Below are 15,041 nucleotides of genomic sequence, written 5' to 3' on the forward strand. Positions count from 1 at the left end.
GCGCAGGAACAGGGAGGACATCCGAAGGAGCACGGGAGGAGTGTCCCAGGCGTCCGCCGGACGCCGTCCATCGGTTTGGCTCAGGCGACGACGCGTCCGCGGAGGACCATCCGTTGCGGTCGCTGTAGCGAGTCGAGGTCGGCCCGGGGGTCGGTCTCGTAGACGACCAGGTCGGCCGGGGCGCCTTCGGCGATGCCCGGCAGGCCCAGCCACTCGCGTGCGCCCCAGGAGCCGGCGGCCAGTGCGGCCTCGGCAGGCAGCCCGGCGGCGTGCAGCGCCCGGATCTCGTCGGCGATGACCCCGTGGTCGACGCCCCCACCGGCGTCGGTGCCGGCGAACACGGGCACGCCGGCCTCGAACGCGGCGCGCACCACGGCTCCGGAGTTCGCGTACAGCCGCCGCATCGTGGACGCGTACGAGGGGAACTTGGCCTCCCCCGCCGCCGCGAAGCCGGGGAAGTTCTCCACGTTCACCAGCGTCGGGACGACGGCGGTGCCCCGGCGGGCCATCTCCCCCACCAGCTCCTCGGTCAGGCCGGTGCCGTGCTCGATGCAGTCGATCCCCGCCCCGATCAGCCCGGGCAGCGCATCGGTGCCGAAGGTGTGCGCGGTGACCCGGGCACCCTCCTCGTGTGCGGCGGCGATCGCCGCGGCCACGACGTCGTCGGGCCACTCCGGCGCCAGGTCGCCGACGCCGCGGTCGATCCAGTCACCCACCAGCTTGACCCAGCCGTCACCGCGCCGGGCCTGTACCCGCACCTCGGCCACCAGGTCGGGTGGCTCCAGCTCGATCGCCAGCCCGGGGATGTAGCGGCGGGGGGCGGCGATGTGCCGGCCGGCACGGATGACCCGGGGCAGGTCCAGGTGCTCGTCGAGCACCCGGGTGTCGACCGGGGAACCGCAGTCGCGCAACGCCAGCACCCCGGCGGCACGCTCCTCCAGGGCCTGGTCGCGCAGGTCCGCGACACCGGTGGCGTGCACCCCACCCCGGCCGATGCCGACGTGGCAGTGCGCGTCGACCAGGCCGGGCAGCAGGAAGCCGCCGCGGCTGACCGTCTCGGCGCCGGAGACCGGCTGGAAGGTGATCCGCCCCTCGCTGACCCAGAGGTCGCGGTGCTCGCCCTCGGGGAGGACGACGCCGGAGAGGTGCAGGGCAGGCGCAGCAGCGGTGGTCACCGGATCAGCGGCCCTGCTGGTCCTTGAACTGGCTGAAGTCCAGCTTGCTCAGGTCGGGCATCGCCTGCCCGGGCGGCAGACCGGGCACCCCGCCCGGCATCCCGCCGGGCAGCTGCCCGGGCGCCCCGCCCATGCCATCGGGGGCACCGATCGGCCGGCGGGCCGGGCCGCCCTTCTTGCCGCCCTTGCCCTTCTTGCCCTTGCCCCGTGCCTGCACCTGGTTCTGCCGGCCGCGCTGCTTCTTCGACATCGGGCCCATGCCCGGCAGCCCCATGCTGCCGGCCATCTGGCCCATCATCTTCTGCGCCTGGGCGAATCGCTCCAGCAGGTGGTTGACGTCGGTGACGCTCATCCCCGAACCGTTCGCGATCCGCACCCGGCGCGAGGCGTTGATGATCTTCGGGGTCGCCCGCTCGGCCGGGGTCATCGACCGGATGATCGCCGCGGTGCGGTCCAGGTCCCGTTCGTCGACCTGCGCGAGCTGCTCCTTCATCTGCCCGGCGCCGGGCAGCATGCCGAGCAGGTTCGCGATCGGGCCCATCTTGCGGATGGCCATCATCTGCTCGAGGAAGTCCTCGAGGGTGAAGCCCTCGCGGCTGGCGAGCTTGCCGGCCATCTTCTCGGCCTGGTCGGCGTCGAAGGCCTGCTCGGCCTGCTCGATCAGGGTCAGCACGTCGCCCATGCCGAGGATGCGCGAGGCCATCCGCTCGGGGTGGAAGACGTCGAAGTCGGCCAGCTTCTCGCCGGTGGAGGCGAACATGATCGGCTGCCCGGTCACGTGCCGGACCGACAGTGCGGCACCACCGCGGGCGTCACCGTCGAGCTTGGTGAGGACGACGCCGGAGAAGCCGACGCCCTCCTGGAACGCGGTCGCCGTGGTGACGGCGTCCTGCCCGATCATCGCGTCGACGACGAACAGCGTCTCGTCGGGCTGCACGGCGTCCCGGATGCCGGCGGCCTGGGCCATCAGCTCGGCGTCGATGCCCAGCCGGCCGGCGGTGTCGACGACGACGACGTCGTGCTGGGTGCGGCGGGCGTGGTCGATGGAGTCCCGCGCGACGGCGATCGGGTCGCCCACGCCGTTGCCGGGCTCGGGTGCGTAGACGTCGACGCCGGCCTGCCCGGCCACCACCGACAGCTGCTGCACCGCGTTGGGCCGCTGCAGGTCACACGCGACCAGCAGCGGGGTGTGCCCCTGCGCCTTGAGCCAGCGGCCGAGCTTGCCGGCCAGGGTCGTCTTACCGGCGCCCTGCAGGCCGGCCAGCATGATCACCGTGGGCGACTGCTTGGCGTAGCGGATCCGGCGGGTCTCCCCGCCGAGGATGCCGACCAGCTCCTCGTTGACGATCTTGATGATCTGCTGCGCCGGGTTCAGCGCCGAGGAGACCTCCGAGCCGCGCGCCCGCTCCTTGACCGCAGCGATGAACGACCGGACGACCGGCAGCGCGACGTCGGCCTCGAGCAACGCGATGCGGATCTCCCGCGCGGTCGCGTCGATGTCCTCGTCGGAGAGCCGGCCCTTGCCGCGCAGACCGGTGAAGACCTTGTCCAGGCGGTCGGAGAGGGTCTCGAACACAACACGTCCTCAGGCAGTCTGGCGTGCAGCCACCGGCCGGCCCACCAGGGAGTTCAGCGGGCCGAGCGGCACGGCTCGGGCTCCCGGGGCCACCCCGGGGCCGTCACGCCACCGTTCCCAGCGTAATGGCCCATCGGCGGGTGCCCGCCAGGAACTCGTCGGCGGTGGGCGGTGGGCTCCTGCTTCAGGCGGCGTGACGCAAGGTCACGGCCGCCGGACGGTGCACGTCCCCGCTGACCAGGGCGGTGCCGCAGTCGGTGCAGGCCCACTCCGGGCACGCGCCGCCGTCCTCGGTGTGGCCGTCGATGCACTCCGGCTGCTCGAAGTCGGTGTCGTGCTCACAGGTGGGGCAGGGCCACTGCTGCAGGTCGCTCACGAGTGCGTCCCCTCTCGTCTCGGCGCCGGTCGTCGGGAGCGGGCTCCCGTCCGGCACGTCGAACGTCTCACGGGGGTACGACAGAACCGCGGACCTCAGGCCGACGGCGTGTCGCGCTTGACGCCGGGGCCGCCGACCGTCGCCGACGAGGCAGGGTCCGCCGCCCCGGGTGTGGTGCCGCGTGCCGCGGACACCAGCGCCTCCTCGACCCGACGGCGCCGGTCGGCGTCCATCGTCGCGCCGGCGGGGTCACAGACGTAGAAGGAGTCGAGCGCATCGGCCCCGAGGGTCTCGATCCGCGCCGAGGTCACGTCCAGCCCCTGGTCGGCCAGCGCGGAGGTCAGCCGGTAGAGCAGGCCGGCCCGGTCCCCGGCGCGGACCTCGACGATGCTGGAGGCGGCGCCGTCGACCTCGTTGTCGTGCCAGGAGATCTTCGGCGGTGCCGCCCGGTCCCCGTGCTGGCGGTAGTCGATCTCCCGCTGCCGCAGCCGGTCGTCCAGCGGCAGCGTTCCCTCCAGGGCCGCCCGGACGCCGTCGGCCAGGATCTCCGGCACCGGCGCCCGGCCGAACCGCGGCCGCACGGCGAACACCGACGTCGCCTGGCCGTCCTCGACCGAGGTGCTGGCCGCCCGGACGTCGAGCTGGTTCAGCGCCAGCACGCCGGCACACCGGCTGAACAGGCCGGGCCGGTCCGGCGCCAGGAACGTCACCTGCTGGCCGTCGGCGACGTCCCGGACGCCGACCGAGATGCGCCCGCCCTCCCCCGCGGACCCCGGGCCCGAGGAGCTGACCTGCGGGGTGGTCGGCTCCAGCACCGGCCCGGGCGCCGGGGCGGCCGCCAGGTGGGCCCGCACCCGGGCCACCAGCGCGGCGACCAGGTGGGCCTTCCACGGTGACCACGCCGAGCTGCTGGTCGCGGCGCCGTCGGCCTGCGCCAGCGCGTGCAGCAGCTCCAGCAGGGCGACGTCCCGGCCGATCGTCTCGGCGACCCGGTCGATGGTCGCGAGGTCGTCGATGTCCCGCCGGGTCGCGGTGGCCGGCAGCAGCAGGTGGTGGCGCACCATCGCGGCCAGCGTGGCGACGTCCGGCGGGGAGAAGCCCATCCGGGTCGCCACCTCGGCGGCGATCGGCTCCCCGACGACGCTGTGGTCACCGGGCCAGCCCTTGCCGATGTCGTGCAGCAGGGCGCCGACCAGCAGCAGGTCGGGCCGGTCGACGTCGCGGGTCAGCTCCGACGCCGCTGCGGCGGCCTCCACCAGGTGCCGGTCGACGGTGAACCGGTGCCACGGGTGCCGCTGCGGCAGTGACCGCACCCGGTCCCACTCCGGCAGCATCCGGGCCAGCAGCCCCTCCTGGTCCAGCTGCTCGATGACCGGAACTGCGCTGCGACCACTGGCCAGCAGCCGGAGGAAGGACCAGCGGACCTCCGCCGGCCAGGGCTCGGGCAGCGCGGGCGCGTGCACGGCGAGCACCTTGAGCGTGTACGGCGACAGCAGCAGGTCCGCGCGGGCAGCGGCGGCGGCACCGCGCAGCACCAGGCCGGGGTCGGCGGCCGGCCGGGCGTCGCGGGCCAGCACCACCTCGTCACCCTGCCGGACCAGCCCCTCGGCCAGCGGCTCGCGCCGCACCCGCCGGTACCGGGCCCGTGGCCGCCGCACCAGCGAGGCGTCGACCCGCCGCCAGGTCTCGTCGGCGACGAAGGCCAGCCGGCGCCCGGCCAGGCTCACCCGGCGCAGGAGGACGTCGTCGTCGGCCAGCCCGAGCGCCTGGGCGACCGCAGCCTGCTCCTGGCGGACCAGGGCGTCGCCGGCGCGCCCGGTGCTGCGTCGCAGGGCGTCCCGCACGTCGAGCAGGAAGTCGTAGGCCTCCCCCGCGTCGGCCGGTGGCTCGTCGGCCAGCTGGGCCGCGGCCAGGGCCCGCAGCACCTGGCCCTCACGCAGTCCGCCGTAGGCCTCCTTGAGGTCGGGCTCCAGCAGGAACCCCAGCTCACCGACCAGCCGGCTCCGCTCCCGGCGCAGGTCGCGCAGCTGGGGCAGCAGCCGGCCGGCGTGCTGCCGCCACGAGCCCAGCGTCGCCGTCCGCAGGGCCGCGGTGACCTCCGGGTCGCCGGCCACGTGGCGCGCATCGAGCAGGCCGAGGCCCGCCTTGACGTCCTCGGCGGCCACGGAGACGGCCTCGGAGACCGTCCGCACGGAGTGGTCCAGCCGCACCCCGGCGTCCCAGATGGGGTACCAGAGGGCGTCGGCGAGCGCCGCGATCTCGGCCCGGCCGTCGTGCACGAGGACCAGGTCCAGGTCGCCGTGCGGTGGCAGCTCCCGGCGGCCGAGGCTGCCCACGGCCACCAGCGCGACGCCGGTCCCCGCCGGCTCGGCCGGTGGGCCGCCCCGGCGGCGGGGAGCCCGGGGGGTGCCGGCGAGCGCCTCGGTCAGCAGGCCGACCAGCCAGTCGTCGAACGCCTGCACCCGCTCGGTGCGGGGCAGGGCGGTGAGCGTCGCGAGGTCGAGCACGGGCACCTCTCGGTCGTCCAGCGGGGGAGACGGCGTCGGCCGGGGCAGCGGGTCTCCCCGCCACCCCGGCCGACGTCAGGTCACCGGACCGGCCTCAGAGCGCGTCAGCTCCGCGCTCACCGGTGCGGACCCGGACGATCTCGTCGATCGTGGTCACCCACACCTTGCCGTCACCGATCTGCCCGGTGGACGCCGCCTCGACGATCGCGTCGACCACCCGGGCCGCCTCGATCTCGCCGACGACGACCTCGATGCGCACCTTCGGGACGAAGTCCACCTGGTACTCCGCGCCGCGGTAGACCTCGGTGTGGCCGCGCTGGCGGCCGAACCCCTGCACCTCGCTGACGGTCAGACCGGCGATGCCGATCAGCTCGAGTGCGTTCTTGACGTCGTCGAGCTTGAACGGCTTGACGATCGCGGTGACGAGCTTCATGCCCGGCTCCCTTCCGTGTTGCGCGCCTCGGCGCGTGCCTGCCCAGCCAGGGGCGCGGTGCTGCCACCGCCGCCCAGGGAGGCGAAGTCGTACCCGGACTCAGCGTGCACGACCGTGTCGATGCCGGTCACCTCGTCCTCCTCGGTGAGCCGGAAGCCCATCGTCTTCTGGATCAGGAAGCCGATGACCAGGGTGAGGACGAAGGAGTAGGCGAGCACCGCAGCGGCACCGACGACCTGGCGCCAGAGCTGGTCGACCCCTCCACCGTAGAAGAGCCCGTCCACGCCGGCCGGAGCAGCTGCCGTGCCGACGAAGCCGACCAGGATGGTGCCGACCAGGCCACCGACCAGGTGGACGCCGACGACGTCGAGCGAGTCGTCGTAGCCGAACCGGAACTTCAGCCCGACGGCGAGGGCACAGAGCGCACCCGCGACGGCCCCGATGACGATCGCGCCGATCGGCGAGACCGCCGAGCAGGCCGGGGTGATGGCGACCAGGCCCGCCACGACGCCGGAGGCGCCGCCCAGCGAGGTCGAGTGACCGTCGCGCATCTTCTCCACCAGCAGCCAGGCCAGCGTCGCGGCACCGGTGGCGACCAGGGTGTTCACCCAGGCGACGGCGGCGGTGTTGTTGGCGGCGAGGGCGGAGCCGGCGTTGAACCCGAACCACCCGAACCACAGCAGGCCGGCGCCGATCATCACCAGCGGCAGGTTGTGCGGCCGCATCGCGTCCCGGCCGAAACCGCGGCGCTTGCCCAGCACCAGGGCGAGTGCCAGGCCGGCCGCACCGGCGTTGATGTGCACCGCGGTGCCGCCGGCGAAGTCGATCGCGGCCAGCTCGTTGGCGATCCAGCCACCGGTGTGGGTGACCACGCCGTCGTCGTCGGTGAGGGTGAAGTCGAAGACCCAGTGCGCGACCGGGAAGTAGACGACGGTCGCCCAGATGCCGGCGAAGACCATCCAGGAGCCGAACCTCGCCCGGTCGGCGATTGCGCCAGAGATCAGCGCGACGGTGATGATGGCGAAGACGGCCTGGAAGCCGACGAACGCCATGGCCGGCAGACCGCCCTCCTCGGTCGTGAGGTCCTCCATCAGGCCGGCCAGACCGAAGAACTCGGCCGGGTCGCCGAGCAGACCGAAGCCGACGTCGTCACCGAAGGCGAAGGAGTAGCCGTAGAGGACCCACAGCACGCTGATCAGGGCCAGCGCGCCGAAGCTCATCATCATCATGTTCAGCACGCTCTTCGCGCGGACCATGCCGCCGTAGAAGAGCGCGAGGCCTGGGGTCATCAGCAGCACGAGGGCAGCGCTGGTGAGGATCCAGGCGGTGTCGCCGGTGTTGACCACGGCAACCTCCTGAGGGTGTCGTCGGCCATCGGCCGCAAGCGGGGACCCCGAGGGGCCTCGGGCGAGCCACCGCCCCGGGAGGCGGTGCGGAGGAGACGGTGCCGCCACCGTGTTTCCGACGACGGCGCGGACGTGTTTCGCCACGGTGAACTCCGCAGCGCGTGTCGCCCGGTCGTGTTCCGGACGTGTTGCCGGCGCCCCATCCGCCCCCGCGGTGTGTCGGTCGGCGTGCGCTCGGTCACGTCACCGCCCGTTCACCGGGCCTTCTTGCGAACCCTGTGCAGCTGCCAACAAGGTGCAATAAGCTCCCCTGGCGTACGACCGCGGGCACCCGTCACCGGCCGCACAGCTCAGCAACCCGAGGTCCCGGAGGTCCGTGTGCACGTCCCCGATGGCTTTCTCGACGCCACGACCAGCACCGGCACCGCCGTGGTCGCCGCCGCCGGCGTCGCCCTGGCCCTGCGCGGTGCGCGCCGCGAACTGGACGAGCGCACCGCCCCGATGGCCGGGCTCACCGCTGCCTTCGTGTTCGCGGTGCAGATGATGAACTTCCCGGTCGCTTTCGGCACCAGCGGTCACCTGATGGGCGGCGCGCTCACCGCGATCCTGGTCGGCCCCTGGACGGCGGTGTTGTGCCTGACCGTCGTCCTGATGGTCCAGGCCCTGGTCTTCGCCGACGGCGGCCTCACCGCCCTGGGCACGAACGTCACCCTGATCGGCCTGGTGGCGATCGCCGTCGGGTACGGCGTCTTCCGTGCGCTGCGGGCCGTGCTGCCGGCCACCCGCACCGGGCTGCTCACCTCGGCCGGGGTCGGTGCCTTCCTCTCGGTGCCCGCCGCAGCCCTGGTCTTCGTCCTGCTGTTCGGCCTCGGGGGCGTCGCCGACGTCGCGCTGGGGTCGGTGGGGATCGCGATGGTCGGCGTGCACCTGCTGATCGGCCTGGGCGAGGCGGTCATCACCGTCGCCGTCCTCGGGGCGGTGCTCCGCGTCCGCCCGGACTTGGTCCGCGGCGCCCGGCACCTGCGGCGGGCCAGTGCGCTCGCCCCCCGCCCGAGCCTGGCCGGCGCGACCGCGGTGGACGTGCGATGACCCGCACCCGCACCTTCGTGCTGATCGGTGTGCTCGTCGCACTCGTCATCGCCGGCGTGGGCAGCTGGTACGCCAGCTCCGCACCGGACGGGCTGGAGGCGACCGCCGAGGAACAGGGCTTCGCTTCCACCGCTCGGGACAGCGCGGCCGCCGACTCGCCGCTGGCCGACTACGCCGTGGCCGCGATCGGCGACGACCGGCTCTCCGGCGGCCTGGCCGGGGTGATCGGCGTGCTGCTGGTGCTGGCGCTGGCCGGCGGCCTCACCCTGCTGGTGCGCCGGCGCCCGACCGAGGACGCCACCGCTCCCCCGGCCGACGCCCGCCAGCACTGAGATGGGCGCAGGACACGGCGGCGGGCTGTCCGCGGCGTACGTACCCGGCGACAGCCCGGTGCACCGGCTGGCGCCGCACACCAAGCTCGTCGCCGTCCTCGCCTTCGCCCTGGTCGTGGTGGCCACCCCGGTGGGCGCCGGCTGGGCTGCCGTCGCCTACGCCGGGTTCCTGCTCCTGCTGCTGACGGTCGCCGCGGTGGCCCGGGTGCGGCCGGGCCGGCTGCTGCGGGGCCTGGTGGTGGAGGTGCCCTTCGTCCTCTTCGCCGTCCTCCTGCCGTTCGTGTCCCGCGGCCCACGCACCGACGTGCTCGGGCTGTCGCTGTCCGAGAGCGGGCTGGCCGCCGGCGGCAGCATCCTCGCCAAGGCGACCCTGTCGGTGCTGGCCGCGACCCTGCTGGCGGCCACCACCGACGCCCGGGCCCTGCTGCGCGGGCTGGAGCGGCTGCGGCTGCCCACGGTGCTGGTCCAGATCCTCAGCTTCATGATCAGGTACACCGACGTCGTCGGTGGCGAGCTGCGCCGGATGCGGGTGGCCCGGGAGTCCCGCGGGTTCCGGGGTCGCCACCTCGGGGCCCTCAAGATCCTCGGCCCGGCCGCCGGCTCGCTGTTCATCCGCTCCTACGAGCGCGGCGAGCGGGTGCACCTGGCGATGCTGTCCCGGGGCTACACCGGGCGGCTGCCCGGCGGGCCGGTCGCGGTCGTCGGCGGGCGCGCCTGGGCGACCGCGCTCAGCCTCCCCCTGGCTGCGGTCGCCGTGCTGGCGGCGGGTTCACTCTTGGGGTGAGCACCTCCGCCCCCTCGTTGCTCGTCGACGACCTGGCGTTCGCCTACCCCGACGGGCACCAGGCGCTCTACGGCGTGGACCTGCGGCTGGAGCCCGGCGAGCGGGTCGCGCTGCTGGGGCCCAACGGGGCGGGCAAGACGACGCTGGTGCTGCACCTCAACGGCATCCTGCGCGGCGGCCGCGGCCGGGTGGAGGTCGCCGGGCTGCCGGTCGAGGACCGCAACCTGCAGGAGGTCCGGCGCCGGGTGGGGATCGTCTTCCAGGACCCGGACGACCAGCTGTTCATGCCCACGGTCGGCGAGGACGTCGCCTTCGGCCCCCGCAATCTCGGCCTGCCCGAACCCGAGGTCGCCCGGCGGGTGGCCGACGCCCTGGCCGCGGTCGACATGGCCGACGCCGCCGACCGGGCGCCCCACCACCTCTCCTTCGGCCAGCGCCGGCGGGTCGCCGTCGCGACGGTGCTGTCGATGCAGCCCGAGGTGCTGGTGCTCGACGAGCCCAGCAGCAACCTCGACCCGGCCGGCCGGCGCGAGCTCGCCGAGGTGCTCCAGACGCTGCCCATCACGCTGCTGATGGTCACCCACGACCTGCCCTACGCCCTCCAGCTCTGCCCCCGGTCGGTCGTGCTGGACGGCGGGGTGGTGGTCGCCGACGGCCCGACCCGCGAACTGCTGGCCGACCCGGGGCTGCTGGCTGCACACCGGCTCGAACTGCCCTTCGGCTTCGACCCCCGCGCCGTCGGCTGACGGGCGGTCACCGATGCCCGAGACGTCCCGCGACCTGCCGGTGCCCGACTTCGCCAAGGTCTTCGACGAGGCCCCCGCGCCGTTCCTGCTGCTCACCCCGGACCTGGTCATCGTGCACGCGAACCGGGCCCGGCTGGAGGCGACCGCGACCACCCTCGAGGACACCGTCGGCCGGCACCTGTTCGACGTCTTCCCGCGCAACTCCGCCGACCCGGCAGCCGACGGTGTGGCGAACCTGGGTGCCTCGCTGGCCGAGGCGCGGGACACCCGCCGGCCGGTCACCATGCCCATCCAGAGGTACGACATCCCGATGCCCGACGGCAGCTGGACGGAGCGCTTCTGGAGCCCGCGGAACGTGCCGATCGTGGACGACGACGGGGAGGTCGTCCTGCTACTGCACCGCGCGGACGACGTCACCGAGTACATCCAGGACCGGGACGAGGCCCGCCGGGCGGCCGCCCGCGGCCAGGTCCGGGTGGAGCAGGTGGAGAGCGACCTCTTCGCCCGCACCCGGGAGCTCGAGCAGTACAACGCCGCGCTCCAGCTCAGCAGCGAGCGGGAGCGGCGCGCCGCCCGCTCCCTCGCCGGGCTGGCGAGGACCGTCTCCGCCCTGGCCACCGCCGAGACGACGGAGGGGCTGCTGCACCTGTTGTTCGAGCAGGGCAGGTCGGCGCGGGGTGCCAGTGCCGCCTCGGTGGTCCTGCACACGCCCGACGGGCAGGGCCTGACCCTCACCGAGGACCGCGGCAGCCGGCTGCTCTCCGCGGACGTCCCGCCGGACTCACCGTTGCCGATGGCCCGCGCCGCGGTGCACGGCGAGCAGGTGCTCATCGAGGACACCGAGACCGACCGGCCCCAGCACCCAGACGCCGTCCGCCTCCTCCAGGGCCTGGGCACCCGCTCGTGGGCCGCCCTGCCACTGCGGTCGGGCGGACGACTGCTGGGCTCCTGGACGATCGGCTGGGCCGACCCCCGGGAGTTCGACGACGACGACGTCCGGGTGCTGGAGGCCCACGCGCCCCAGTGCGCTCAGGCGGTCGAGCGGGTGGCCCGGCTGGAGACCGAGCGCCGGCGGGCGACGGCGACCCGCAGCCTGGCGGAGGCCCTCCAGCGGTCGCTGCTCACCGCTCCCCCGCAGCCGGCCGGCCTGCGCATCGCGGTGCGCTACCGACCCGCGGCGCAGGAGGCGCAGGTCGGCGGCGACTGGTACGACGCCTTCCTCACCCCCGGCGGCGCCACCACCCTGGTCGTCGGCGACGTCACCGGCCACGACCGGACCGCGGCGGCCGTGATGGCCCAGCTGCGCAACCTGCTGCGCGGCATCGCCCACTCCCTGGACGCGCCACCGGCCCCGGTGCTGACCGCCCTGGACCGCGCCCAGCAGGGCCTCGGGGTGACCACGCTGGTCACCGCGGTGCTCGCCCGGGTCGAGCAGGAGCCCGGCGACGGGGCACGCCGGCTCCGCTGGTCCAACGCGGGACACCCACCGCCACTGGTCGTGCGGGCGGACGGGACGCCGGAGCTGCTGGAGCGACCGCACGACCTGCTGCTGGGCGTGGACCCCGACCGGCTCCGCACCGAGCACGTCGTCGAACTCCACCCAGGCGACACCGTCGTGCTCTACACCGACGGCCTGGTGGAGCACCGCCGGTCGACGCTGGACGACGGCCTGGCCCGCCTGGTCGCCGCCGGGCAGGAACTGGCCGGCCGGCCGGTCGAGGAGCTGTGCGATGCGCTGCTGACCCGGATGGCCCCCGAGCACGCCGACGACGTCGCGCTGCTCGCCCTGCGCGTCGACCCCGCCGGCTGAGCCCGCTCCTCGGTCGCTGGCCCTCCCTGCGGTGCTCCCCCGTCAGGCGTTCCCGACGAGCGCCTCGGCGAACGCCTCCGGCTCGAACGGCGCCAGGTCGTCGGGGCCCTCGCCCAGCCCGATCAGCTTCACCGGGATGCCCAGCTCACGCTGCACGGCCACCACGATGCCGCCCTTGGCGGTGCCGTCGAGCTTGGTGAGGACGACGCCGGTGACCTCGACCGCCTCGGTGAACACCCGGGCCTGCACCACCCCGTTCTGGCCGGTGGTGGCGTCGAGCACCAGCAGCACCTCGTCGACCGGCCCGTGCTTCTCCACCACCCGCTTGACCTTGCCGAGCTCGTCCATCAGGCCGGACTTGGTGTGCAGCCGCCCGGCGGTGTCGACCAGGACGGCGTCCACCTCGGCCTCGGTACCGGTGCGGACGGCCTCGAAGGCGACCGAGGCCGGGTCCCCGCCCTCGCGACCGCGGACGGTGAGCACCCCGACCCGCTCGCCCCAGGTCTCCAGTTGGTCGGCGGCAGCCGCGCGGAAGGTGTCCGCGGCACCGAGGACGACGCTCTTGCCGTCGCCCACCAGCACCCGGGCGATCTTGCCGACCGTCGTCGTCTTCCCGGCGCCGTTCACCCCGACGACCAGCACCACGGCGGGGCGCCCGTCGTGCCGGGACGTGCGCAGGGTGCGGTCCAGGTCCGGGCCCAGGACGGCGACGAGCTCCTGCACCACGAGGTCGCGCAGCTGCGTGCCCGAGGCGGTGGCCAGCACCAGTGTCTGGGTGCGCAGCCGGTTCACGATCTGGGTGGTGGCGGCGACGCCGACGTCGGCGGCCAGGAGCGTCTCCTCGACCTCCTCCCAGTCGTCCTCGGTGAGCTTCTCCCGGGCCAGCACGGTGAGCAGGCCGCGGCCCAGCGACGACTGCGAACGGGCCAGCCGGGAGCGCAGCCGGATCAGCCGGCCGGCCGAGGGGGGCGGGGTCTCGAAGACCAGGCCGGGCTCCGGCTCCGCCGGCGGCAGTTCCACGGCGGCGTCCGGCTCGGCCCGCGCGGGAGCCGGAGGTCCGGTGTAGAGGTCGGCCGCGGTGGCCCCCGACGTCGGGTCCGGGGCGATCGGCGGGCGGGTGAGCGTGGTGCCCCGCACGGCGTCGGAGTCCAGCCGGGTGGTGCGCCGGCCGCGGTTGACGAGCAGCCCGACCCCGGCGATGAGGGCGACGACGAGGATCGCGATCGCGATCAGCACGAACTCCATGCCCACAGTCTCCCAGGGTCATGGGGCAGGCTGTGTCGCATGCCCGAGACCGCCGGCACCCGACCGCTCCTGCTCCTCGGGCCGCTCCTGCGCCACGTCGACCCCGTGTCGGCCACCATCTGGGTGGAGACCGACCGCCCCTGCGACGTGACGGTGCTGGGCCAGCGGGCCCGCACGTTCTGCGTCAACGGCCACCACTACGCCCTCGTCGTCGTCGAGGGTCTGGAGCCGGGCAGCAGCACGCCCTACGAGGTGCACCTGGACGGCCAGCAGGTCTGGCCCGCGGCGCACTCCAGCGCCCCGCCGAGCCGGATCCGGACCACCGAGCGCCCGGGCCCCTTCCGGCTGGCCTTCGGCTCCTGCCGCTACGCCACCCCCACCTCCGTCGACGTCCGTGACGCCCTCCCGCCGGACGCGCTGGACAGCTACGCCCGCCGGCTGCTGGAGCTGCCCGAGGACCAGTGGCCCGACGCCCTGGTCCTGCTGGGCGACCAGGTGTACGCCGACGAGGTGACCCCGGCGACGAAGGAGTGGATGGCCTCCCGCCGGGACCTGTCCCAGCCGCCCGGTGCCCAGGCCGCGGACTTCGAGGAGTACAGCCGGCTCTACGCCGAGTCCTGGGGCGACCCGGAGGTCCGGTGGCTGCTGTCGACGATCCCGTCCTCGATGGTCTTCGACGACCACGAGATGATCGACGACTGGAACACCTCGGCCGCCTGGCGCGCCGAGGTCACCCCCACCGACTGGTGGCACAAGCGGATCTGCGGCGGGCTGGTCAGCTACTGGGTGTACCAGCACCTGGGCAACCTCTCGCCGAACGAGCTGGCCGAGAACGAGACCTGGCAGGCGATCCAGCAGCGAGCCGACGGCTCGGACGACGCCGGCCCGATGCTCGACGAGATGGCCCGCGCCGCCGACACGGAGCCGGAGACGGTGCGCTGGAGCTACGTGCGGCACTGGGGGTCGACCCGGCTGATCATGGTCGACACCCGCGCCGGCCGGGCGCTGGACGAGCACGACCGGAAGATCGTCGACGACTTCGAGTTCGACTGGGTCGACGCCGCGGTGCGCCGGTCGGTGGAGGACGGCGTCGAGCACCTGCTCATCGGCACCTCGCTGCCCTGGCTGCTGCCGCACTCGGTGCACGACATCGAGCGGTGGAACGAGACGCTGTCGGTGCGCCACCACGGCAAGCCGCTGGGCCGGCTGATGGAGAAGCTGCGACAGGCGGCCGACCTGGAGCACTGGGCGGCGTTCGGGCAGTCCTTCGAGCGGCTGGGGCGGACCCTGATCGCCGCGGCGCGCGGTGAGCTGGGGCAGCCGCCGGCCACCGCGCTGGTGCTGTCCGGCGACGTCCACCACGCCTACGCAGCCGAGCTGGTGAACCCCGGGGACCTGGACACCCGGGTGCACCAGCTGACCGTCTCGCCGCTGCACAACCAGGCGCCGCACGCCATCGAGATCGGCTTCAAGGTCGGCTGGAGCCGCTGGGCCAGGGCGCTGACCGGCGGGCTGCGCGCGCTGGCCCGGGTGGAGGGCAGCCCGCTGCAGTGGCGGAAGCAGGCCGGGCCGTTCTTCGGCAACGAGCTGGGCGAGCTGGTGCTGGAGGGCCGGGACGCCCG

The 15,041-nt window shown here is 74.3% G+C and carries 13 protein-coding genes; 6 read left to right on the top strand and 7 right to left on the bottom strand.

The features are described 5' to 3' along the window. Window positions 1–80 precede the first annotated feature (80 nt). From G5C62_RS20330 to G5C62_RS20355, 6 genes are all read right to left on the bottom strand, one after another. Window positions 81–1,175, bottom strand: coding sequence for an amidohydrolase family protein (locus G5C62_RS20330; protein ID WP_241176024.1), 1,095 nt, complete (start codon window positions 1,173–1,175; stop codon window positions 81–83). A 4-nt stretch (window positions 1,176–1,179) separates the two neighbouring features. After that, window positions 1,180–2,751, bottom strand: coding sequence for a signal recognition particle protein (gene ffh, locus G5C62_RS20335; protein WP_164702436.1), 1,572 nt, complete (start codon window positions 2,749–2,751; stop codon window positions 1,180–1,182). A 184-nt stretch (window positions 2,752–2,935) separates the two neighbouring features. After that, window positions 2,936–3,127, bottom strand: a complete 192-nt coding sequence (locus G5C62_RS20340) for a hypothetical protein (protein ID WP_036339795.1) — start codon at window positions 3,125–3,127, stop codon at window positions 2,936–2,938. A gap of 95 nt (window positions 3,128–3,222) precedes the next feature. Then, entirely contained in the window at window positions 3,223–5,634 is a 2,412-nt protein-coding gene (locus tag G5C62_RS20345; RefSeq protein WP_164702437.1) for a [protein-PII] uridylyltransferase, read from the bottom strand. A gap of 94 nt (window positions 5,635–5,728) precedes the next feature. Continuing rightward, the gene (locus G5C62_RS20350) at window positions 5,729–6,067 is read right to left on the bottom strand and encodes a P-II family nitrogen regulator (RefSeq protein ID WP_012950005.1); all 339 of its coding nucleotides are present in this window, start codon (window positions 6,065–6,067) and stop codon (window positions 5,729–5,731) included. After that, a complete protein-coding gene (locus G5C62_RS20355) occupies window positions 6,064–7,413 on the bottom strand; it encodes an ammonium transporter (RefSeq protein WP_164702438.1) in 1,350 nt (449 codons plus the stop codon). Before G5C62_RS20355 ends, G5C62_RS20350 begins: the two co-directional genes overlap by 4 nt. A 378-nt stretch (window positions 7,414–7,791) precedes the next feature. Here G5C62_RS20355 and G5C62_RS20360 point away from each other — a divergent pair, with 378 nt between their 5' ends. From G5C62_RS20360 to G5C62_RS20375, 5 genes are read left to right on the top strand one after another with little or no spacing between them, the layout of a single operon-like run. After that, window positions 7,792–8,502 (top strand): energy-coupling factor ABC transporter permease, encoded by a 711-nt coding sequence (locus tag G5C62_RS20360; protein ID WP_036339789.1) that lies wholly within the window; start codon window positions 7,792–7,794, stop codon window positions 8,500–8,502. Then, entirely contained in the window at window positions 8,499–8,834 is a 336-nt protein-coding gene (locus tag G5C62_RS27595; protein WP_052091570.1) for a PDGLE domain-containing protein, read from the top strand. The genes G5C62_RS20360 and G5C62_RS27595 overlap by 4 nt, the downstream gene beginning before the upstream one ends. A gap of 1 nt (window position 8,835) precedes the next feature. Next, entirely contained in the window at window positions 8,836–9,618 is a 783-nt protein-coding gene (gene cbiQ, locus G5C62_RS20365; RefSeq protein WP_164702439.1) for a cobalt ECF transporter T component CbiQ, read from the top strand. After that, complete coding sequence (locus G5C62_RS20370; RefSeq protein WP_164702440.1) at window positions 9,615–10,364, top strand: energy-coupling factor ABC transporter ATP-binding protein; 750 nt, start codon at window positions 9,615–9,617, stop codon at window positions 10,362–10,364. Before cbiQ ends, G5C62_RS20370 begins: the two co-directional genes overlap by 4 nt. Window positions 10,365–10,377: 13 nt before the next feature. Then, the gene (locus G5C62_RS20375; protein ID WP_164702441.1) at window positions 10,378–12,174 is read left to right on the top strand and encodes a SpoIIE family protein phosphatase; all 1,797 of its coding nucleotides are present in this window, start codon (window positions 10,378–10,380) and stop codon (window positions 12,172–12,174) included. Between the two features lie 42 nt (window positions 12,175–12,216). Here the strand turns inward: G5C62_RS20375 and ftsY are convergent, their stop codons facing one another. After that, the gene (gene ftsY / locus G5C62_RS20380) at window positions 12,217–13,419 is read right to left on the bottom strand and encodes a signal recognition particle-docking protein FtsY (RefSeq protein ID WP_036339777.1); all 1,203 of its coding nucleotides are present in this window, start codon (window positions 13,417–13,419) and stop codon (window positions 12,217–12,219) included. Between the two features lie 39 nt (window positions 13,420–13,458). Here ftsY and G5C62_RS20385 point away from each other — a divergent pair. Next, window positions 13,459–15,041: alkaline phosphatase D family protein (locus tag G5C62_RS20385; RefSeq protein WP_164702442.1), on the top strand; the 1,583-nt coding region annotated here is incomplete at its 3' end.

The organism is Modestobacter sp. KNN46-3 (assembly GCF_011039295.1).